Consider the following 22,669-nt stretch of genomic DNA (forward strand, 5'->3'; position numbering starts at 1 on the left):
CCTCAGTGGCTTCTTCGGATCAGATCGGCCGCCCGTTCGCCAATCATGATGCACGGTGCATTTGTATTCGCGCTAACCAGCGTCGGCATGATCGAGGCATCCGCAACGCGAAGACCGGTGACGCCCTTGACGCGCAACTCCGGATCGAGAACCGCTGTCGGCCCAATTCCCATCGCGCAAGTGCCAGTCGGGTGGTACATCAGGAAGGCGCTCTGACGGATATACTCGATCCAATCAGCGTCGGTTTCGACCTGCTTTCCGGGTAAGCGTTCACCTTTGTCATATTCACTGAATGGCTTGGAACGGAAAATCTTGCGCACGATCCGGCATCCTTCGATGAGCTGCTTGATCTCATCATCTCCGCCGAGCAGCTCATGTTGGATAATCGGCCGCTCACTTGGATCGGTGGAGCGGAGCAGCAACTGACCGCGCGTCTCGGGCCGGCAGATGTTGATGGCAACGCCAATTGCCGCACGCTTGTACAGGTGTACGCCGTCCGGCGTGAAGTCGTACGCGATCGGCGAGAACGACAGTTGGATGTTGGGCCACTCGAGATGGTCTCGCGTGCGAATGAACGCGAGAGCGGAGGCAACGCATGCCGTGGCTGGCCCTCGCCCAAACAAAGCGAAGTTCAAGCCATGCTTGACTATCCTGGCGACGCTTTGCACTTCGACATTGAGGCTATCGATGCCGACATGGGTCGACATCAACACTCCGGGATGTTCCTGCAGATTTTGCCCCACTCCCGGGGAATCGACGACAACAGGGATGCCATGCTCGCCAAGATGCTTTGCCGGGCCAATGCCCGAGAGCATCAATATTTTCGGCGACGACAACGCGCCGCCGCAAAGAATGACCTCCTTGTTTGCCAAGTAGCGAACCGTGCGCCCGTTCTGAACGCCTTCGACGCCGATCGCGCGGCCTTTCTCGATCAGTACCCGACTGACCATGAAATGCGTCTCGACCTTCAGATTGGATCGGCGCTTCGCCTTGGCCAGATAGGCGCGTGCCGTTGAATGTCGCCAACCCTTGTTCTGGGTGGCTTGGCAGGGGCCGATACCCTCTTGCTCGGCACCGTTGGTATCCGGATTGTGCGGAATCCCCGCACGTACGCCAGAAGCGATGAATGCGTCGGCCAACGTGGTCGATAGGCGGGCATTCGATACGCGCAGAGGGCCCTTGTCGCCGCGAAAGCGCGAGCCGCCGTTTTCGTTCGTCTCGGCCTTGTTAAAGAACGGAAGCACGTCGTCATAGGACCAGCCCTTGCAGCCGAGCTGAGCCCATTGATCATAATCGCCGCGATTGCCGCGAACATACATCATCCCGTTGATCGACGAGCCGCCGCCGAGGACTTTGCCGGCCGGCCACATGTCTGCTCGATCGTTTCGTGAGGCATCCGGTTCCGCTTGATAGAACCAGTTGTACTCAGGATTCATGATCGCTTTGATCGAGCCCGCCGGAATCCGAATGAAAGGCGAGCTGTCCCACCCGCCGGCTTCGAGCAACGCGACCTCAAAACGCTTCTCTTCGCTTAGCCGAGATGCGACCACCGCGCCACTCGAACCGCCCCCAACGACGATAAAGTCCGTAGTTCTAATATCTTGCACAATGCCCTCCATGTGAAGGCCGCTCTAGCGCACCTCGGAAAGTTGGACTTTTGCGGTAGTCGCAAACAGATTTGGCGCTTGGGCCGATCTGCGATGTCGGCGGTGGCTAGCGATCCAGCGGCGCGAGGCAGCCAATTTGCTCCACGGCCATCCGACGGCTGTAGCTGGAGAGAGCGTCAACGCCGAACTCGATTCCGTAGCCGGACTGACCGGCAGGCTCCAGTGGAAGCGCCAGACCAGTCGCCGAGTCCTGACCAGCGACGGACTTGATCTTCAAATGACCGACGCAGAGTTCCTGCCGTAACATGTTGGCTCGAGCCAACTCGCCGGTCCAGAGCGTCATCGCCAACCCGTAGCCGCCGAGGCCGGCCAGTCTCACGGCATCGGAGATGCTATCATATGGAACGACTGCAAGGATCGGACCGAAATATTCATCTCGCAATATCGGCGATGTTGGGTCATCCGCTCTGACCACTGTCAGCGAATGATTCAGCATGTCGTGCTGCACGGGACGACCATCGCGGATGACTTGTTCGCCGCGACCGAGGGCCATGTCGACTGCCGATCGGATCCTGTCCGAATGAGCCTTGGACGCCAAGGGCCCGAATTTTGTGTTCGGCTCGAGAGGATCACCCGGCAAGAAATCTGCTGCAGCGGCTACGAGAGCGTCCGAGAATTGGTCAATACGATCGCTTGGGACGAGGATTTTTGAGCGGGCGACGCAAAGCTGACCGCTATTTGCATATGCTTCCGCTACAGCGTCGATGGCTATGCCCTGATAGTCGGTCATGTCGTCAAGAACCACGATCGCGTTCTTTCCTCCGGCCTCGATGATAGCAGGCACGAGCCGCTCGGCCGCGAGCTTGGCGACAGAGCGGCCCGTCTGGGTCGAGCCCGTGAAGGCAAGCATTGCAACCCCGGGATGGCTGCAGAGCGCTGCGCCCGTCGCCGCTCCGCCAGGGAGGACAGACAGCAGACCGACGGGGATGCCCGCCTCTTCGGCGAGGGTGCCAATCAGTATCGCGGAGCGGGGCGAAATCTCGGACGGTTTCAGCACCATGCCATTGCCGGCCGCGAGTGCTGGCCCAACTTTCATGGCGGCGTTTATACTTGGGTAATTCCACGAGACCATCGCGCCAACGACACCGTAGGGCACTCTCAGCGACAGAGAGATCGCCTCGCGCGACGACGCAATGACTTCTCCGCAAGCCTTGTCGATTGCCTGAGCGTACCAGCGCACAATGTGAGCGGCAACGCAGGCTTCCATCGTCGCAACGGCTATCGGTTTGCCCATGTCGACACAGTCGAGCATGCCGATGCGCTCGGCGGCGGCCTCTATTGCGTCGCCCCACCGCAGCATCGCCATTCGCCGTTCACTCGGCGCGAGCCGGTGCCACAAACCAGCAGCTCGACCCGCTGAACCGACGGCCCGCTCGACATCAGCGTGTCCGCCGGCGCGAAACTGAAGGGCTCTGTCCGGAGCGGTCGGGCTCGTCCAGTCGATGACTTCGCCGCTCATCGGGGTCAGGCTCCCGATAATTCCATCAAAGCTCGTCATGTCGATCTCGGTCACGGCAAATCCTTTGACAGCGAAGCAGCGTTTCGCTGCGGGCCGACGCTCCTTAACAAGGACACGATTCCTGAGTGGTCAAAGCCGCCGGCCAGTGAGGCCGGCGGCGGATGTTCACCAGCTGTAGTTCAGCTTCACGCCAAACTTGCGAGGTGGAAGCACCGAGGCGCGGGTGAACGGTTGGAACGGCGGTGCGAACCGGCGTGTAATGTTGAAGTTGTCCGTCACATTGTCGACGTAAACGGTCAGCTCCCATCGGTCTCTCTTCAGACTGGCGCGGAGGTCGAGCTGGTCATAGGATTGAACCTGCAGGATCGGATCAAACGGAGGAGCCCCGTTACCGGAATAATACGGCCCCACATAACGATAGTCGGCTGCGAGATTGAGTTCAGTGTCACCGATCGAGACAGTGTAATCTGCGCCGCCTGAAGCAGTCCACTTGGGGACATAAGGCAACGCATCGCCGGTCAGATGGGATCCTACCGGGCTCGTAATAGAGGTGAAGCGCGCGTCGGTATATGCAGCGTTCCCGCGAATCTTGAATCCGCGGAACGGCATGGCGGTTGCTTCGAACTCGAACCCGCGGTTACGGGAGGCACCGACATTGGCAGTGACACCGACAGGGAGACCGGTGACCGGGCTGATGGCAACAGAAGCCAGCTGCATGTCGTCCACCTGAACGATGAAACCAGCAACGCTGGCGATCAGGTGTCGGTCAAAGAGCGACGCTTTCAGCCCCACCTCATAATTGGTCGACTTTTCGTTGTCGAAAGCGATCCCAACGGCTGCACTGCTACCCGGATATTTGTCAAAGCCGCCTGAGCGATAACCTCGCGACACAGTCGCGTAAGTCATGACATCAGGCGTCCAGTGAACGGAGAATGAAGCGGACGGCGAGAAATTGCTGAAGCTTTTTGACGTGACTCCGCTGAACGCGTCGTTCGCGCCCACAGCCGGCACGATCACGACGCCCTGCTGGAATGCCCGCGTCCGCTCCCAGCCATATCGCCCGCCGACAGTCAGCTCGAAGCGATCGTTGAACTTGTAGCCGACTTGACCGAAAGCGGCCCAGCCGCGACGCCGCAACCTCGTCGCTTCCCGCACGTCGTTGGCGGGATTGAAAATCGGCGGAAAGGCGCAGATCGTACAGCCAGACAAGGCGAAATTGCGGTTCTGTTCGTGGATATCCTGAAAGGCGTACAATCCGCCAAGCCATGTGAAAGACCCGCCGCTCCTCGACTCGAAACGAAGTTCTTCGGAGAGTGCTGACTGGGTCGTGCGCTGGTCCTGAAAGTTGTCGGGGTCCGAATATCCATCAAAGTCGTACCAGAATTCGGTCTTTACGTGCTGATATCCGGTGATCGACTTGATCGTAAACGCCGGAAGATCGTACGACATGGTTAGAGAGCCGCCAAAGCTCGTGTCGGGCGAGACAACCTTGCGATCATCGAGTGTGGCATAACGCTTCGCGCCGTCGTCCACGACGCCGTAACCGAGATAACCGTTTCTGTTGCGAGAACCATCCAGTCGGAGAATGATCTCGAAGTCTTCGGTGGGCAATGCGCGAAGCACGAAGCGCCCGGCCAGGCTGCGAAGCGTATCCTGATCCTTGTCGATGGTCAGGTTGTGGATGTAGCCATCGGTGCTGTAATATTGACCAGAAAGGCTAGCGAAGAGCTTGTCCTCCACCAATGGGCCGCTGAAACTCGCGCCGAGGCGAACGCTATTGAAGTCCGCATATTCTGCGCGCAGCTTCCCACGAAAGGTGCCGTCGGGCTTCGCGGTCACAATGTTCAGTGCACCGCCTTCGGTGTTTCTGCCAAAAAGGGTACCTTGCGGCCCACGCAAAACCTCGATGCGCTCCAAGTCGAGGAAGCCAGTGTCGAATGCCAGGCTCGGTTGATAGACGCCATCGACGAAGGTTCCGACAGCGGGATCGTTGGATGCCGCCGCTCCGACGCCGCGAAGTACGAGATAGGTCTGGTTGGGAAGCGGCCCGAACGCCTGGTTCTGGCTGGTGAAGAGGCTCGGAACCGTCCCGATCAGGTTTGTCACATTGTCGATGCCCTTCTGTTCGAGGGCAGCTCCGCCGATCGCCGAGACCGCCACCGGGATATCCTGGAGGCGTTCTTCGCGCTTGCGGGCGGTAACGACAATGTCGAGCGATCCGCCCGATGAGGACGCGGAAGAATCTTGAGGCGCCTCGGGTGTCGCCTGCCCGAAGGCTGGCGTCGCCGATCCGGCCAGAACAGTAGCGGCAAGCAGGGCCGCTACCGACCCGTTCGTTCTATTCGACCGAGACATAAACCCCCCTTATTATTTGCTGGAAGGAGCCGTACGCATGCCGCGCCAGCTGCCTGTCCAACTTCATAAGGCGAACGTCCTCCTCGCTGCTTTTGCCAATCTCTCTTCAATCATTGCACTTATGTGAAATACCTTTGCCGCGTTGCGCGGGCAATGATCAGTCCTTCGCGAACAGATTTGCCTCTTCGATGCCCGCAAGTGCACAAGCTTCGTCATTGTCCGAGGTGTCGCCGGTAACGCCGACGGCACCCAGTGTCTGGCCGTCGCTGTCAACCACGATCACTCCTCCGGCGGCCGGCACCATACCGAGAGGCGCTATGCCTACGAGCGAGTTGAAAAATGTCGGTCGTTCGGCCGCGATCGCCGCGATCGAGCGGGAAGAGACGCCGAGATTCAAGGCGCCGGCCGCCTTCGCGATAGCAATTGCTGGTCGAAGATGCGACGCGCCGTCCGCTCGGTGCAGGACTATTGTATGACCTCCCGGATCGAGCACGGCTACGCATAGCGGCTTCAGTCCTTTTTCGGCACCGGCCTTGAGAGTGCGAAGTGCAATATTCTGGGCTTGCTTCAAGCTTAGGATCATTCTCGAAATCCTTCTGATGAATAATGTGGATCGAAGCTACGCGGCGAAGTCGCTGTCCAGGCGCATGGCGATCATCTCGGCAGTTGCAGCGGAAAGCGTCCAGCCAAGATGGCCGTGGCCGGTGTTGTAGTAGACGCCACGCACTCTCCCCGGCCTGACAACAGGCAGCATATCGGGCGTCATGGGGCGCAGGCCTGCCCATGGGGTGACGCTGTCAGTATCCATTTTGGGGAACAGGCGTTCCGACCAGCGCAGCAACGGGCGGATCCGGTCAGCGCGAATATCTAGGTTGAACCCATTGAACTCTGCGGTGCCGGCCACCCGGAATCGATCTGGACCGAGGCGGCTTGTGACGATCTTCGCAGCGTCGTCGAGCAGGCTGACACTCGGTGCAGCTGTTCGGCTCTGCTCGTCTCTCAAGTTTACAGTGATGGAATAGCCCTTCACCGGATAAATGTTTACTTTCTCGCCGAGCTTTCTGGCGATTTCTCGGCTTTCAACCCCTGCGCAGACAACGATGGCATCAGCTGTCTGAGAGGCGATCGGCCGACCACTCTCGTCATCGGTCAAGCTGATGGTACAAATCCGGTTCTGTATCTCCACTCGCCGGACAGCAGCTCCAAACTTGAAAATCACGCCTCGGCGTGCACACGCATCTGCGAGCCCGCGTGTGAACTTGTGGATGTCGCCCGTGGCGTCCCCCGGGGTGAAGAATCCGGCGTGAAGAGCGCCTTGCAGGCTCGGCTCGATCGCGCGCATTTCTCCAGCTGACACTGCGTGCCTTTCGAGCCCGCCCTTGAGGAGGAGGGCGTTGCCCACTTCGGCAGCACGAAACTCCTGTTCATTGTGGTAGAGATGAAGGATTCCGCATCGCTTCAGATCGAAATCGATGCCCTCTGCTTCCGCAATGGTGAACATATGCCTTCGCGCGTCGAGTGCGAGACGAACGGTCGCGATCGTGTTTCTTTCGTGCCGAAAGATATTGCCGCAAAACTCGGCGAGCCACCCGTATTTGTGAAGGCCGGGCTTGAGGTTCAGCAACAACGGCGCGTCATTTTTCAAGAGCCATCTCATACCCTTTGCGATGGTGGCCCAGCTGTTCCAGACTTCGGCATTGCTTGCGGAGAGCTGGCCACCGTTGGCAAATGAGGTGACCATCGCCGGATAGCGGCGACGATCGTAGACGGTGACTTCATGACCGCGGACAGCCAAGCTGTAGGCGGTTGTTACGCCGGTAATGCCGGCGCCGATGATGCTAATACGTGCCACTGGGAGCCGCTCCCCAAAAGGTGGTGGATGCGCCCCATCTGTCCGCTGTGCCTGAGATCGCTATCCCGTCGGCGGGCACCCAGGCGGGCGCCACTCTCCAGATATCTTGATGCCCTGCGGTCCTTTTGCCTGAGAGTTTCCGGGGCGGTTGCTCCTTCGGCGCCGGCGAACGGTCTCTCCCGCAATGGCAAGTCTGGCCTGCCTGGAAATGTGCGCTCAAGTCAATTCGGACGACCGAGAATGACGAAACCGCAAACGTCCTTCACATATCGTCAAAAGCAGCAGCTCCATGCCGATGCGAAGGATAAGGTTCGAAGGAAAATTCCGAACAGTTCCGAGGCTTATAATGCTTTCAAAAATTCGAGGCAGCGCGTCCGAAGCGCTTGAGGGTTTGCTGTTCGACGGAATGTCGATCATGTCGGGTGGCTTTGGCCTTTGCGGAAACCCGGAGAACCTTATCGCGGAGCTTTATCGAAGCGGTACCCGAGGGCTTACAGTGATTTCGAACAACGCGGGCGCAGAAGGCTTTGGTCTGTGGCAGCTGCTGCAAAGCAGGCAGATCAGTCGCATGATCGCATCGTATATTGGCGACAATCGTCTTTTTGAGCGGCAGTTCCTGGATGGTGACATCGAACTTGAGCTGAATCCGCAAGGTACGTTAGCCGAGCGCATTCGCGCCGGCGGCGCCGGCATTGCGGCATTCTATACCCGGACCGGGGTAGGAACCGTCGTCGCGCAAGACAAGCCTGTCGAAACTTTCGACGGCGATGAATATATTCGAGAGCGCTGGCTGAAAGCTGATCTTTCGATAGTCAAGGCTTGGCGGTCTGATCCCGAAGGCAATCTGGTTTTTCGAAAGACAGCGCGGAATTTCAACCCGATCATGGCGACAGCCGGACGGGTGACGGTCGCCGAGGTCGAGGAGATCGTGCCAGCTGGCGCCATCGACCCGGATGAAGTGCATACGCCCGGCATTTACGTCGATCGGATTGTTCGAGCGACGGGCCTCGAGAAGAAGATCGAAAAGCTGACGATTCGCGCTCGGGAGCCTGCATGATGGCTTGGTCGCGCGATCAGATGGCAGCGCGCGCTGCTCGAGAACTCAAGGACGGATTTTACGTAAATCTCGGAATCGGCATCCCTACGCTGGTTGCCAACCATGTCCCCGAAAACGTGACCGTCACGCTGCAAAGCGAAAATGGCATGCTCGGAGTGGGCCCTTACCCGTTCGCTGATGAAGCTGATGCAGACTTGATCAATGCCGGCAAGGAGACAGTCACCACGCTGCCGACTTCGAGTTTTTTCTCGTCTGCCGACAGCTTCGCCATGATCAGGGGCGGGCACATCGACATGGCCATCCTGGGAGGCATGCAAGTCGCGTCGAATGGCGACCTCGCCAACTGGACCATTCCGGGCAAGATGGTGAAGGGGATCGGAGGAGCGATGGATCTGGTTGCAGGCGTCAAGCGGGTGGTGGTCGTCATGGATCATACGTCCAAGGATGGCGCGCCCAAGATCGTCCAGAAATGTACTCTGCCCCTGACCGGCAGGTCGGTGGTTGATCTGATCATTACGGACCTCGGGGTGATGGAGTTAGACCCGCAAGCCGGAGTGCTTGCGCTGCTCGACATGGCACCATCCGTCTGCGTCGAGGAAATCGCTTCCAAGACGAATGCCCCTCTCTTTCTGGGCAAGCTCCGGGAGAATTGCCTGTGACAACGGACATCGCATATGCGCCTGACGACGCGGGCTTGCCACCACTCCTCTACCCAGAGTATCGCTCGACCGGATTGCGTAGTCCGCGTCACCCCTTGGTCAACGCTCCGCAGACTTTGACTGAGGTGAGCGGCCCCAGCGGTTGCTGGAGCGCTCTTATGGGTCAAGCCGAGGTAGACCTAACGTCGCAACATGGATCTGCTCCCCATGGCCAGCGCATCCGCATCTCTGGCAGGGTGCTGGATGACAGTGGTCGTCCGGTACCAAACACCATCGTCGAAATCTGGCAGGCGAACGCGGCCGGGCGGTATATCCATCGCAACGATAATTGGGACGCGCCGCTCGATCCGAACTTCACCGGAGCTGGTCGGGTGATTACCGATGATCAGGGCTGGTATTCCTTCACGACCATCCGGCCCGGAGCTTACCCTTGGGGTAACCATCACAATGCATGGCGCCCGGCTCATATTCACCTGTCGTTGCTTGGCCCCGCCTTCGCCACTCGTCTCGTCACCCAAATCTACTTTCCTGACGATCCATTGATCGAGATCGATCCGATCGCGAATGCGGTTCCGATGCCGTATCGCAATCGCCTCATCTGCCGGTTTGATATCGACACGACCATCGCCAACTGGGCGCTCGGATACCGTTTTGACATCGTGCTGAAGGGGGCAATGCAGACGCCCTTCGAGGGTACTGCCAATGGATAACGACTTGGAAAAGCGTAAAGCGTCTGCGCGGTTCGATAACCAGGATCCTCGATTATTCGGTCAAACTCCTTGGCAGACTGTAGGCCCCTTCTTCCACTACGGTCTGCCTTGGAAAGGCGGCGCTGACTTGGTGGGACTGTCAGATCTGGGAGCCCGACCGGAGCTCTTCGCGGATGATCACTATGTTCTGAATCGCCCGACGCGAACGGGCGCTCCCAGAGGGGATGTGATAGACATTGCTGGCCAGATTCTCGACGGAAATGGCGACCCGATTTCAGACGCATTGGTAGAAAGTTGGCAAGCCAACGCGTCGGGAAGATATTCCGGAGGGGCGGATAAGCGAGCCGAAATTCCACTCGATCCGGAGTTCATAGGGTTCGGCCGATGCGCTACCGACGAATCCGGCGTGTATCGCTTCCGCACTGTTTTCCCGGGCCGCGTGCCCGGACCAGGCAATTCGCTCCAAGCTCCCCACATCGCGTTATCGATCTTCGCGAGAGGGGTGCTGCGAAGACTTTGCACACGCCTGTATTTCGACGGCGCAGAAGGCAACGACACAGATGCCATCCTCTCCCTTGTGCCATCGGACCGTCGATCGACGCTTGTTGCGCGCCAGCGCGATGATGGAGTCTGGTGGCTCGATATTCACATCCAAGGTGATGCAGAGACGGTCTTCTTTTCGCTGTGAGCAGGCTCCTTCACGATCGTTCAGCGACAACGCCGGCGATGCTGGCGGTCTATGACGACCGCTCGACCGTCAAACACGCCCTGGAATTTGAGGCTGCATTGGCGCAGGCTCAAGCCGCAGAAGCGATCATCGAGGAACGCGTCGCCGATGAGATCGGCGCCGTCTGCGCGTCGCTCGCCATCGACCCTCAAATCCTCGCCGACGAGGCTGCGTTCGCAGGTACGCTCGCGATACCGCTGATCGGCAGGATCCGTTCGGCGATGGCGCCAGAGACGGCGATGGCGGTCCACAAGGGCGCGACCAGTCAGGACCTGGCTGACACGGTGATGATGATGCAGGCGAGAGAAGCCTCCGCATTGCTGATCGACGATGCCGATCGTCTCGACCTTGCCCTGACAGCCTTGGCGGAAAACTATCGCCGCGTGCCTGCCGTAGGCAGGACGTTGATGCAGAATGCGATGCCAATATCTTTTGGACTGCGGATCGCCCAATGGCGTGCGGGGATCGCCGAGGCAGCGGCGCGCATGCGAGCCGACGCCGGCGCGTACATATGCGTTCAGCTTGGCGGGGCCTCGGGGACGCGGGCAGGCATGTCGGGCAGAGGCTCTGCGGTCGCGCGCCGGCTATCCAGCGCGTTGCAGCTGAAACCTGCGCCTCCTTGGCATAGCCGCAGAATCGCCGTGGCCGCGATCGGCACGAGCGTCGGCATCCTGGTTGGCACCGTTGGCAAAATGGCAAAGGATATCGCCTTGCTGTCGCAGGACCATATTCGGGAAGCTCTTGAGCCGGTCGTCCCGGGCCGTGGCGGGTCCTCTGCGATGCCGCACAAACGGAACCCGACAGGCTGCCAAGTCGCTCTATCCGCTGCGCATCGCGCGCCCGGACTGGTTGCCACATTGCTGGGGGGCCTTCCCCAGGAACAGGAGCGGGGGCTCGGTGGATGGCAGACAGAGGCTTCAATTCTGGCGGATCTCTTTTCCATCGCCGCCGGAGCAATAGGCTCGATGGTCGTTACGATCGAAGGCCTCCAAATCGATGGAGATGCCATAGCTTGCAATCTCGCGGCTTCCGCCTTGGGGAATGACATAGGCGAAAGCGAAGGCATCGTCCGCGAACTTCTAAACCTCTGACGAGGGATATCGATGCCGTTCACAAAGCATAACGGGGTCCGGTTATACTGGAAGGAGCAAGGCTCCGCAGAGTTGCCAGCCATCGTCCTGATAAACTCAATCGGTACCGACATGAGCTTGTGGGACAAGGCGCTTCCTCATCTCCTGCCGCATTATCGGCTTATACGCCTTGACAACCGTGGTCATGGCGCTTCGGACGCGCCGGGGGGCGACTACAGCCTTGATGTGCTCGGTTCAGACACCGTCGCGGTGATGGACGCAGCGAATGTAGAAAAGGCGATCATTGCTGGGATTTCTCTCGGCGGGATGATCGCCATGGATATGGCGATCAACCATCCTCGGAGAGTGGCAGGCCTTGCATTGATCTGTACCTCCGCCACGATGGACAAGGCGATTTGGACAGACAGGGTCGCAGCCGTCCGGTCCAACGGCACGGAAGCCATCGCAGATGCCGCGATAAATCGCTTCTTCTCGCCGAAGTTCATCGAGAACCGTGCCGCAGAGGTGAGCTCGGCGTGGCGGGCGCTCGTGAACAGCTCCGACACCGGATATGCCGGCTGTGCCGCAGCAATTCGCGACATGGATATCGCGGACCGTCTCGGCGCCATCGCCGTGCCAACGCTCGTCATCACCGGAGACGATGATATCTCCACACCGTTTCTTGGACATGGGGAATTCCTGGCAGCAAGCATTCCCGATGCAAAAGCGGTGCGCCTCAAGACCGGGCATCTTCCCGCTATCGAGGATCCAGCAGCATTGGCATCGGCAATCGTTCGATTCTTCGGCACCAAATCGACTGTGACATCCGCCAGAGACATCCTTTTCGAGGCCGGTCTGGTGACACGGCGCGCAATTCTTGGCGACGAATGGGTAGACAGATCGCTCGCCGGACGCACTTCTTTCAACGAAGACTTTCAGGCTATGATCACCCGTATCGCTTGGAACGAAATATGGAGTCGTCCCGGCCTTGACGAGCGGACGCGGCGATTGATCGTTGTAGCCACAACTGCGAGTCTCGGAAGATGGGAAGAATATGCCCTTCACGTGCGCGCGGGGCTGGCTCAAGGAGGGTTCACGCAGGACGAACTCAAAGAAGTGCTGATGCAAATCGCCATCTACGCAGGGGTCCCCGTCGCCAATACCGCATTTGGTGAAGCTACCAAGATCATTTCCGAGATCGTTTAGCCAGACGTATCGAGAACGATCTGTTCTCATGAACGAAGACGATCGAATAACATCTATCTCGTTTGGAAGAGGACTGACCGAAGCCCACGGGCTAACCCGCTCGGAAAAATCAGCGCGCTGGGAAACATGCAGAGAAACGATCGGAAGGACGCATTGAACTCCGGAAGGGAGGTGGCCGCTGGCGTAATCCTCTTCTGGTTTGGAACAATGGTTTATGGGATCCTGCCACTCTACATCGGCACGCAGGCGCCACGATTGGCCTTGTCCCCCAATATGGCAGGATATATCGGGACGGCTTACCTCTGTGGGTTTGTGGCGAGCACCGCTTCAGCCGTCTGGTGGATTCCACGGTTCGGAATCCGCAAACTGTCCGCTATCGCCGGTATGATATCGCTCGCCCTGATAGGCACGAGCGGGCTTATCACCGATGTTGCCGTTCTTTACCCCTCGCTTTTTGCAGCCGGCCTCGGCTCCGGCGTGATCTATGCTATCGCGTGCCGCATAATCGGAAGCTCTGGTGATCCGGACCGAAACTTCGGATTTGGGACTGGAGGCCAGGTCGCAACGGTGGCTATCGTCATGGCCACGGCGACAGCTTGGGCCATTCCTTCGGCGGGCATGCCAGGCCTGACTTTCCTGACCGCGATCGCCATGCTTCTCTTCTTGTCGTGCGTGCCTTTCCTGCCCGGCCGCATCACGCAGTCCTTCGACGAACCCGCCGCGCACAGGCATGACGGCAGCTTGGCCAGTATTCTAAGCCTGCTTGCCATGCTCTTCCTGTTCGGCGGTGGAACGAGCATCTGGATCTTTGCGCAGCAGATCGGAGTTTCGCACGGCAACTCCCTTTCGGCGACGGGGTATGTTCTTTCTTTTGCCCTCATTGCCAACGCCGCTGGATGCATCGCGGCGTCGTGGATCAGTCGCCGTCTAGGTCGAGGGCCGCTCCTGATCGTCGTTCAATTCTGCCTGAGCGCTTTTTGCTTGCTTCTGGCATATGGGCACGCAGGCCTCCCATATTTCGCGATCGCGATCTTTGGGTGGTCGTTCTTCTATGGATTTTCTGTCGTAATCGGGATGTCCCTGATCGCCGTGGTCGATCGATCGGGAAGGGCGATTACCGGCGCCGGCGCCGTGCAGTCTCTTGGCGCCGCAATCGGCCCTGCCGTCGGCGGCAATATCGTAGGCGGCGGATCATTTGAATCGCTTGGCATCCTGAGTGCGTCGGCCGTGATAGTGTCGTTGCTGCTCGGCCTCACGGCGCTTCAATCTCACCGTCGCCATGCGCAAGACCGGTGAGGGTAGGAACATTGGAAACGAGCCTGCCCCGCGAACTCCTATGGATCGGCCCGCTTGCGGATGGGGTGGGCTTCAGGATCGCGAGCCCGGTGGACCTGCGCCGAGACTGCACTGCAACGGAGCGGTCTGGGTTCTGGCCCATCGAAATAGCCAAGAGGGCAATAATTTCGTCAACGCTCGCGACTTAGTCGCTTAGAAGCTCGACAAGCGAGCCGATGACGCGCTTGGGAGCCGCGTCGAGATATTCGTCTGGCATGCCGCTGCGGTTAACCCAAATTGTGTAAAATCCGGCCTTGGTAGCTCCTGCGATATCCCAGCGGTTCGACGAAACAAAGGCGATCTCCGCACGATCCAGTGCCCACCGCGACGAGTAGACGGAATAAGCCAGCGGATGCGTCTTGAAATTTCCAACCGCATCAATTGAGAACGGTGCCTCGAGTATCTCGTCAAGGCCGGCGGCCACCGTCGCCGTCCGAAGCATTGTCGACGTGCCATTTGACAGAAACGCCAGCCGAGCGCCCTTGGCTTTGAGGTCTGTCAGGGCCTCCAGCGCCCCGTCGTGGGGTTCAAGTCGCAGATATGCATCCAGAAGCTCCTTGCGAATTGCCGGATCGACGGATCCGAATAAACGCAGGACATGGTCCAAGGCATCCTGCGTCAGCTGCCAGAAATTTTCGTAGTTGCCCATCAAGGTACGCACCCACGAATATTCCAGCTGCTTCGCGCGCCATAGATCTGAGAAGGCCTGGAAATCCGGGCCGATGGATTCGGAGTGGCGACGCACGGCTGCATGGACATCGAGGACAGTACCATATGCATCGAACAGATATGCCGGCTTCATGATCGCTCGCCCTATCTCGACTATGTTGAAGTGGAAATTCACGGATGACTCGATAATAACATCTAAGTGGTATCGAGGCGCCGTTGTCGAACATCCTATCACCGCGACGTATCGGGTAGCAACTGTAATAGTATGATATCGACAGGGAATTGCACAGGTGCAAATCAAAGATCGATTTTGTCAAAACTAATGCTCGATCACATAATATGATCCATCTCAATTTCCGTATTGAATGATATTCACATCAGAAAGCGCGAATTTTCGGTAATCGACAGATTCGCAGGCTTGGAAGATGTGGGCCAATGGCGAAGGCCGGTGCGCGGGCCGCTTCGTTGCATTTTCCCGAGTGCGCCTGTCCGAGAAATAGTGCGGAGACGGTATCGATGACAAAGGCTATGACTGAAATAGGTAGGCTGTCGGTCTCCGGCGCGCTTGTGGATTTCGTCGAACAAGAGGTTCTTCCCGGCACCGACATCAGCGCTTCGGTATTCTGGCGAGGACTGGAAGCGATCTATTCCGCTTTTGCGCAAGAGAACGCTCAGTTGCTTCGAGTGCGCGACCGTATCCAGGAGCAACTCGATGGCTGGTACGACGCTCGTGCAAGCGAGCCTATAGACCAGAAAGCCTATCTAAGCTTCCTTCGATCGATCGGATACCTGGTCGACGAGCCGGCGCCTTTCCTTGTTGGCGCTGACAATGTCGACGAAGAACTGTCCGCGATATCGGGTCCGCAGCTGGTTGTGCCGATCTTGAATGCGCGCTTTCTTCTCAACGCTGCGAACGCGCGCTGGGGCAGCTTGTACGACGCACTCTACGGGAGCGACGTCGTCGGTACGAAGGTCGAGGCCGGCGGTTATGACGCCAAGCGCGGCGAAAAAGTCGTCGATTGGGCCAAGCGCTTCCTCGACAGGGCGATACCGCTTGCAAATGGGAGTTGGCGGCGCTGGAAAGGCGGGGAATTGTCGTTGTCCGACCCGGCGTTGTTGGCGGGACGAAATGGCGACAATCTGCTCTTTCGGCATAATGGCCTCCATATCGAGGTCGTCATTGATCACGATCACCCCATCGGCCGGGATGACCCGGCAGGCATCGCCGACATTATTCTCGAATCTGCAGTGTCGACCATATGCGATCTTGAGGATTCGGTTGCCGCAATCGATGCGGCAGACAAGATCGCGGCCTATCGCAACTGGCTCGGTCTGATGAAGGGCACCCTCGAGGACAGCTTTCAGAAGAATGGCCGAATGGTCACCCGCCGCCTGAATCCCGATCGCGCATATACAGCGTCAGATGGAAGCACATTCGCTCTTTCCGGCCGCAGCCTTCTTCTTGTCCGCAATGTGGGTCACTTGATGACAACTCCAGCGGTGCGCCTGCCCGATGGCTCGGAGGCTCCCGAGGGCATATTGGACGGCGTCCTGACTGCGGTCATCGCCCTGCATGATCTGAAGGGTCGAAAGGGCAATAGCCGGCGAGGCTCGCTCTATATCGTGAAGCCGAAAATGCACGGACCCGATGAGGCCGCTTTTACCGATCGGCTCTTCGATGCGATAGAGGATATGCTCAGCCTCCCTCGCTATACGATCAAAGTCGGGATCATGGACGAGGAGCGCCGTACGTCCGCCAATCTTGCTGCCTGCATCTACGCTGTGAGGAACCGGATCGTTTTCATAAATACGGGATTTCTCGATCGTACGGGCGACGAGATTCATACTTCGATGCTCGCTGGGCCGATGGTTCGGAAAAGCGAGATGAAGGCGGCCGATTGGATCGGCGCTTATGAAGATCGCAACGTCCAGATCGGACTAGCGTGCGGGCTCGGGGGCCGAGCACAGATCGGCAAGGGCATGTGGGCCGCCCCTGACATGATGGCGGATATGATTGCGCAGAAGATCGCGCACCCCCAGGCCGGCGCCAGCACGGCGTGGGTTCCGTCGCCTACCGCCGCAACGCTGCACGCCACCCATTATCATGCAGTCAATGTCTCAGTCCGCCAGGCGGAGCGACGCGGTGAACCGGTGGCGCCCCTAGAGCGGTTGCTAGCCCTGCCCTTGGCGGGGGGGCGAAACTGGCAAGAGGACGAGTTGCGAGAGGAGCTTGATAACAATACCCAAGGCATTCTCGGTTACGTCGTCCGATGGATTGACCAAGGTGTTGGCTGTTCGAAGGTCCCTGATATTCACGACGTTGGCCTGATGGAGGATAGGGCGACGCTCCGGATATCCTCGCAGCATATCGCAAACTGGCTGCTGCACGGCGTCGTCAGCGCCGACGACGTTGAAAACTCGCTTCGCCGGATGGCCGTAAAGGTGGACAGGCAGAATGCCGGTGATCGGATATATCTGCCGTTGATCAGCGGTGAAAAAGTAAGCTTGGCATTCGAAGCTGCGCGTTCGTTGATATTCGAGGGACGGGTGCAGCCCAACGGCTACACCGAGCCACTGCTTCATTCATACCGTGCTCGATACAAGCAGCAGCAGGCGGGAGGTTCCCCCGCATAATGCGTGCCGCAGGCACCCTCAGTGTTTCCGCCGTCGATCCCTGCGTTCCGCAGCACCTACCGCGCCGTATCCTCGCCGATTTGCGCGATGACGTGACCGGCTCCTCAATGACAGCATCGTCAAATTCGAGGTGATTGCTGAAGGCGCCCGACTTTCCGACATGCGCTTCGGTGTATTCCTCCAGCCCGGGTCAGTAAATGCCAAGTCTGAATGGATCTGCACTCCCTTAAGGGCAATCGACGCATGGCGCGCACTACGTCGTGCGCTGACTCGTTTGCGCTACCCTCGGTACTCAATAGCGTAGCCACGGCAGTGTATGACGGCAGGAAGTTCGAGTCCGTTTCGTGAGATGGCTGGATCGCGCCTCGTCTTGGTTGTTTGGAGCGCGACTCCTCGGCCCCAAAAAGCTGCCGCGCGCCAGCGTCAGGGATCGACGTAGTCGACGCCGATGCGGGATTGATGCTGCCCCGCCGCCATCAGGAAGCGTGTCGCGAACGCACTCCTTAACTGTGCAACAATTTCGAGGACAAAAGGCGCGTCTGCTTGCGCCGCCTCGCCCGGAAGTTCGGGCAGAGCTTCGATGTCCAACGCATTTGCATTTTCCCCGACCGGAGCGGGGATCTCCTGCGCTGGTGCTGCAGCCTCGGGGGCGGCTGCGGCTGGGAATCCCTGCGCCGCGGAGGCAGCGCGAAGGCCAGCCTCAGTAGCGAACCAACCGCTGGTGGTTGCACGCCCGCCGTCGCGGCTTACCCTCGTGCCGCCGGGAAGGACGAGCATCGTCAATGCCGGCTGCCGTCCCTTCTTGTCGAGCGCACGCAAGATCGTGATCTCACGCGTGCTTCCGACCACGACAAATTCCCCAGGCGTGAACCTTTCGGGCGGTGCCCCGGTCTTCTCCAGCTTGATTAGCTGGACGACGATCGGCCCGTCCTCGCGCGGGACGAGGTCACATGCCGGTGACGCGCACAGCCAAAAGGCGTCATCCGCGTCCCGCAGGACGGTTCCCGTCGTAACGTGACCGCCCCTGAAGGCATCCGATACCATGAAGGCATTTACGGCCGGCACGACCTTCTGCTGCCAATCGATGCTTCGATCCGCCGCGATATGTGCCAGCTCGCGGGCACGGATACGTCGGGCGCTCTCGCCGGCCGGCGCCGTGCCAAGCGTCGTGGAAAGCCGGGCGCTGAGAAGATCGTTGGCGGTCCTGGATATACCGTCGTGGGTCGCAAGCCGCCGCCTGATGATGTCTACGAAGCGGTCGATCAGACTTTGTGCCGAGCCCTCGATATCCGACGGCGACAATACTCCGCTTGCGGCCTCGTCGCTCTCCAAGAGATAAAGTCCGAGCCCGAGTGACAGGTCATCGTCCAGCCAGTTCTCGTGATGCGCGACGGCCTCCAACTCCAGCGCATTCTGGATTTCGGACAGAATCAGGCGGTAAATGTTCGGCTTCCACGCACGCAGCGCCGAACCCAGCCGCCCCCAAACGTATTCTCCCTCGTCCTCCTCGGAACTCGATGGCAGCTTCTGGACGATCGCTACGAAGCAGCTTCCGCAATGCACCCACATAGGCTGGTCGGGCCCGATGTTCAGACCGAGAGGAAGCTCACTTGCATCAGGCTCATAGTCGTCAACGAGGGTCGCGATCCATTGCCGGGCAACATAATCAGCCAAACTCTTGAGGTTGGAGAGATGGATTCCGGCGGTCTGCATGGACTGGCGCAGGTCGTTGTTCCAGCCGATCTTGCCGTCGGTCAAATAGTCACGCAGCCCCGGTGCGTCGATTTCATAAAAGCGCTCCTCTGCAAGGATATCCTCGGCCGCTTCGAGAATTTCCGGAGACGGCGCCGTGTCGTCCTGAACCGGGGCAAGCCCGCGCATTGCGGTCGCCACAGTCAGCGCCGTGTTGGCGTTAGCCTCGGCGGTATACAGCACCACCAGATTGAAGTGCGACGACACCGCGAGATGGCGCAGAATCTTGAGCGCCGTCTTCGATCCGGCTGCACCGAGCTGGTAATCAAGGAGAATTAGGTCGCTCTTTCGCGCCTTATCGAGAAGATGCACGTCCATGTCGTCCGGGACGCGCCAGTTCTGGATATCGCAGATGAGACCCTTGGCGTGCATGAAGCCATATATGTGCTTTGCGCGCGCGATCTCGCTGAACTCTTCGTCAGTGGCATCGCTCATCCGGAGATAGTCCGGAAACTGATCATCGATCAGGACGGCGGTGCGGATTGCGTCGTCGCGAAAGCTCCTTTCGACCGCATCGGCAAAGCGCGCCTCGAACGCTTCAAGCTCCACCTTCCAGCCCCCTCATCTCAATTATGAAGTTTGCGCCGGGCAGAATGTGCGGATCTTCCTCGGTCGCGTAACGGATCGCATGGCGGCCAGCCTCAAGGTTCACCCGGGACAGATACAGTCCGACGCCGCGACCGGAAGAGCGGCGCGTGTAGAACAGCTGAAAAAGACGCCAGACGTCATCCCGGTCGATACCGGGGCCGGTGTCACCGACAACGATCTTGCCATCGACAAAATCGAAGCGGATCACTCGCTCTTCCGACCGTCCGACCCAATAAACGGCGTTGTTCACGAGGTTGATGAACACCGGGTAGATGCGTGATTTGAGTTCGGTGAAGCGGATCGAGTCGAAAGCTGGCGTACTCTCAAGCCGGATGCCCCCGTCCGTGAAGACCGGCCCGAAGAAATCGCGGACATAATCAACGATAGCCTTGCCGGTGATCGTCTCTCGCAACCGGGCGCCGGCCAGTTGGAGAGGTGAGAGGAAGCGTAGCTTTTCGGTGAGTGACCGATGCGCGTCCATCGCCCGGGTGAAGGCCAGCGTCTTCTTGGCCGTGTCCGGCAGCTTCTCCAAGTTACGGCTCACCTCACTGTCGAGCGCTTCAAGCTCATGTCCGATGATCTCGACCGTGATTCCGAGCTGTGCGACCGCGTTCAGGTCACGAACCCGGCGATCGAGTTCTTCCCGATCCTCGTCAATCGTGGCGAGCGCCATCTCCGCGTCCACGCCTTCGATTATGGTCCGGATATTACGGACAATCGGCCGGTACCGGTCGTTGAATTCGTCTTCCAGCTCGCGCCGCACCGTTTCCAACAGGCCGAGAAGATCGTTCAGATCGGTGTCTTGCGACAGCTTGCGCAACAGGGGAGTCGTCGCTCGCTCGTATCGCGTCCGGTCGTCCTCAAGATTGGATGTCCAATTGGATGTGATCGCCTTGATACCCTCACGGATGTCACCTTGGAACCCCGAGAGAAGTTCGTTCAGTGCTTTCTCGTGCCGATCCCTGGCGGCTGCAGCGACCTCACGAGGCGAAGACGCACCGACCGTGGCCTCCATCTCGCGGAGCGCTTGGTCGGACAGCAGGATAAGATCGCTGGCTTCATCCAGTTCGTCCCTGAACGTTCGGTAGCGCGATTCAGCGTCGCCCAACGTGTTCGGGACGTCGAGAGGCGTCAGCGCGGCTAATTCCGCGCGAGCCAACTCGACCTCGGCGCGCATCATCGCGACCGTGTCCTTCGAAGCCGGCTGTTTCACATCTTCCAATCGTGAAGAGATGCTCTTCGCTCGCTCAGCCAATTGCGGCATGCGTTTGATCGCGTCGGCGAGGTAAGTCCTGAATTCGCCCCGCCGACGTTTACGCGCCTGCTCGGCCGCCTTGCGACCCTTGATGTTTCGCTTCTTGGTCTCCGCGATGCGCTCTTCGCGTTCCGGAGAGTCTGTTCCGAAATAATCTCTGGCCAGTTTGATGAGCAGGGCCTGGACGAGGAGACGAAGCTCGCGGCTCGCTCGGTTCTCGACCAGGCCTTCGCGGCCAGCCTTGTCCTTTAGCGCGGGATTTCCGGCGCGCGTGAAGGCAAGTCGTCCGAAACTCCGTCGGTGGGCCCAAAAGTAGCGTCCAGCGTGCTTCTGGCGAGTTTCTTCCAGTGAAAAGAAGTCGGCGTCGGCTGAGCCGTATGGCATCACGCGCAAGCCGTCGCGATACACCCGAACCCCACCGTACCGGTCGACGAGTTCCATTAGATCCTGATGCCGCTTGGCATTGTGCGTTGAGGCCATCGCGACCTGCTCGAACGTACCGATCGCAAATGCAAAGGGACCCGGCCGATCCGATCTTGCCGGGGGCAACGACCGCGGGGGCGGAATGATGCGTTCGCCTAAATCCTCACCGAACGCCCGGATTTTGCCGCGGAAAACTCCGGCCTCGTCGAAGGCGCCCTCGACGCTATGTTCAAGTTCTCGGAAATCGGAGAGATCGAACACATCCGAGGAAGCAAGGATACGACGCGGAACATCTCCATGATAGGCGAGAACCTCATAATCGAACACGACCGGCGCAGCCGACAGCGTGTCGGTGAAGCCGGTCAAAATATCCTTGAGCCTTTGCTTGACCTCCTTCGCTTCATCGTCGTCCGGCGCGGAGCCAAGCCAGACCGACAGTTCATGGTGGGCACCAAGTAGATACAGTGCGGTACCATGTGAGGCCAAATCCGCGAAGACGGGCCACTCTTCGAGGTGTCGGGCGGAAATCGGCATCTCCGACCAGAAGTCGATCATGGCCTCTGCGGTCGATCGTGCACCCGCCGCCTGTTCGGCGGCGGTGTAACGCTGCCAATCGGGTGACAGGATCAAGTCGCCTGTGGCAGATCTCTCCCCGAGATTGTCGAGTATCGCCGTTGCCATCGCCCGCAGCCCAACGGCCACTTCGCCGCGCTTGCCGAATGTACGTACAGGCAATGTGATCTGATCAAGTGACAGGAACGGGTTTTCGAAAAGGCGCCAATCGACCAGAACCGCCGAAATCGGACCATCTGCCTGTTGTGACAAAACAAGAGTCGCCGGCGCGAGAAAAGCGGCCGACAGACGTCCGATTCCTTTTTCGCCCTGCCGCTCGCGTGCGGAGCCGGTGAAATCGGCCGGTGGCGCCGGCGGTGGGCCATCAATCTTTGATTCGGTACCGATGACGAGCCACTTCTCGACGAAATCCTGCGCCGACATGCCGATACCGTCGTCGAAGACTGCGGCAACGGCCGGGTCACCGTCGAAGATATTGAGCGATACCTGTGTCGCGTAGGCATCCCACGCATTCTTCCAAAGCTCGCTGACCGCCGTCGGAGCGTCGGCGATCTGACCGCGCCCGAGATGATCGATCGTTCGCGCACGCGTTCGGAAGGAAACGTTCTCCGCAGCCCGTTCCAGCGACCGGCCGGTTTGATCCGTATCGGTCATGGTTTGTGGGGCCACCCGTTGCTA

16 protein-coding genes and 1 riboswitch are annotated in these 22,669 nt (G+C 59.2%); of the genes, 8 read left to right on the forward strand and 8 right to left on the reverse strand.

What is annotated here, in order from left to right:
• Positions 1-2 precede the first annotated feature (2 nt).
• The 5 genes from MU856_RS04865 to MU856_RS04885 all read right to left on the reverse strand — a co-directional run bounded on the left by MU856_RS04865 (position 3) and on the right by MU856_RS04885 (position 7,333).
• Entirely contained in the window at positions 3-1,619 is a 1,617-nt protein-coding gene (locus MU856_RS04865; RefSeq protein WP_174834965.1) for a GMC family oxidoreductase, read from the reverse strand.
• Positions 1,620-1,713: 94 nt separating this feature from the next.
• A complete protein-coding gene (locus tag MU856_RS04870; RefSeq protein ID WP_174834964.1) occupies positions 1,714-3,180 on the reverse strand; it encodes an aldehyde dehydrogenase family protein in 1,467 nt (488 codons plus the stop codon).
• Positions 3,181-3,291: 111 nt separating this feature from the next.
• Positions 3,292-5,481 carry a TonB-dependent receptor gene (locus MU856_RS04875; RefSeq protein WP_174834963.1) on the reverse strand — a complete coding sequence of 730 codons (2,190 nt, stop codon included), beginning with the start codon at positions 5,479-5,481 and terminating at the stop codon, positions 3,292-3,294.
• Positions 5,482-5,638: 157 nt separating this feature from the next.
• Positions 5,639-6,064, reverse strand: a complete 426-nt coding sequence (locus MU856_RS04880) for a GlcG/HbpS family heme-binding protein (protein ID WP_155178461.1) — start codon at positions 6,062-6,064, stop codon at positions 5,639-5,641.
• Positions 6,065-6,100: 36 nt separating this feature from the next.
• Entirely contained in the window at positions 6,101-7,333 is a 1,233-nt protein-coding gene (locus MU856_RS04885) for a D-amino acid dehydrogenase (RefSeq protein ID WP_155178463.1), read from the reverse strand.
• Positions 7,334-7,440: 107 nt separating this feature from the next.
• A riboswitch (glycine riboswitch) is annotated at positions 7,441-7,525 on the reverse strand.
• Positions 7,526-7,679: 154 nt separating this feature from the next.
• Between MU856_RS04885 and MU856_RS04890 the strand changes: the two genes are divergently transcribed.
• The 7 genes from MU856_RS04890 (at position 7,680) to MU856_RS04920 (ending at position 14,058) form a co-directional block, all read left to right on the forward strand.
• Positions 7,680-8,390, forward strand: coding sequence for a CoA transferase subunit A (locus MU856_RS04890; RefSeq protein WP_155178465.1), 711 nt, complete (start codon positions 7,680-7,682; stop codon positions 8,388-8,390).
• Complete coding sequence (locus MU856_RS04895; protein WP_155184414.1) at positions 8,390-9,049, forward strand: 3-oxoacid CoA-transferase subunit B; 660 nt, start codon at positions 8,390-8,392, stop codon at positions 9,047-9,049. Before MU856_RS04890 ends, MU856_RS04895 begins: the two co-directional genes overlap by 1 nt.
• Complete coding sequence (gene pcaH / locus MU856_RS04900) at positions 9,046-9,759, forward strand: protocatechuate 3,4-dioxygenase subunit beta (RefSeq protein ID WP_155178467.1); 714 nt, start codon at positions 9,046-9,048, stop codon at positions 9,757-9,759. Before MU856_RS04895 ends, pcaH begins: the two co-directional genes overlap by 4 nt.
• Positions 9,752-10,447 carry a protocatechuate 3,4-dioxygenase subunit alpha gene (gene pcaG / locus MU856_RS04905; protein ID WP_155178469.1) on the forward strand — a complete coding sequence of 232 codons (696 nt, stop codon included), beginning with the start codon at positions 9,752-9,754 and terminating at the stop codon, positions 10,445-10,447. Before pcaH ends, pcaG begins: the two co-directional genes overlap by 8 nt.
• Positions 10,444-11,577: a lyase family protein gene (locus tag MU856_RS04910; RefSeq protein WP_155178471.1), complete on the forward strand. Its 1,134-nt coding sequence runs from the start codon at positions 10,444-10,446 to the stop codon at positions 11,575-11,577. Before pcaG ends, MU856_RS04910 begins: the two co-directional genes overlap by 4 nt.
• Before the next feature lie 12 nt (positions 11,578-11,589).
• Positions 11,590-12,762 (forward strand): 3-oxoadipate enol-lactonase, encoded by a 1,173-nt coding sequence (pcaD, locus tag MU856_RS04915; protein WP_155178473.1) that lies wholly within the window; start codon positions 11,590-11,592, stop codon positions 12,760-12,762.
• Between the two features lie 126 nt (positions 12,763-12,888).
• Positions 12,889-14,058, forward strand: coding sequence for an MFS transporter (locus MU856_RS04920; RefSeq protein WP_155178475.1), 1,170 nt, complete (start codon positions 12,889-12,891; stop codon positions 14,056-14,058).
• 184 nt (positions 14,059-14,242) lie between these two features.
• On the opposite strand, the gene MU856_RS04925 is transcribed toward MU856_RS04920, so the two are convergent.
• Positions 14,243-14,899, reverse strand: a complete 657-nt coding sequence (locus MU856_RS04925; RefSeq protein ID WP_230461246.1) for a haloacid dehalogenase type II — start codon at positions 14,897-14,899, stop codon at positions 14,243-14,245.
• Between the two features lie 383 nt (positions 14,900-15,282).
• On the opposite strand from MU856_RS04925, the gene MU856_RS04930 reads away from it, so the two are divergent.
• The gene (locus MU856_RS04930) at positions 15,283-17,400 is read left to right on the forward strand and encodes a malate synthase G (RefSeq protein ID WP_155184420.1); all 2,118 of its coding nucleotides are present in this window, start codon (positions 15,283-15,285) and stop codon (positions 17,398-17,400) included.
• 423 nt (positions 17,401-17,823) lie between these two features.
• On the opposite strand, the gene MU856_RS04935 is transcribed toward MU856_RS04930, so the two are convergent.
• Together MU856_RS04935 and MU856_RS04940 are read right to left on the reverse strand one after the other, a co-directional pair.
• Positions 17,824-19,701: a response regulator receiver domain gene (locus tag MU856_RS04935; RefSeq protein WP_155178477.1), complete on the reverse strand. Its 1,878-nt coding sequence runs from the start codon at positions 19,699-19,701 to the stop codon at positions 17,824-17,826.
• A complete protein-coding gene (locus tag MU856_RS04940; RefSeq protein ID WP_174834962.1) occupies positions 19,691-22,645 on the reverse strand; it encodes an ATP-binding protein in 2,955 nt (984 codons plus the stop codon). The genes MU856_RS04935 and MU856_RS04940 overlap by 11 nt, the downstream gene beginning before the upstream one ends.
• Positions 22,646-22,669: the final 24 nt, after the last annotated feature.

Origin of the sequence: Sphingopyxis sp. GC21, from assembly GCF_025727575.1 — a bacterium.
Classification (GTDB): Bacteria; Pseudomonadota; Alphaproteobacteria; order Sphingomonadales; family Sphingomonadaceae; genus Sphingopyxis; species Sphingopyxis terrae_A.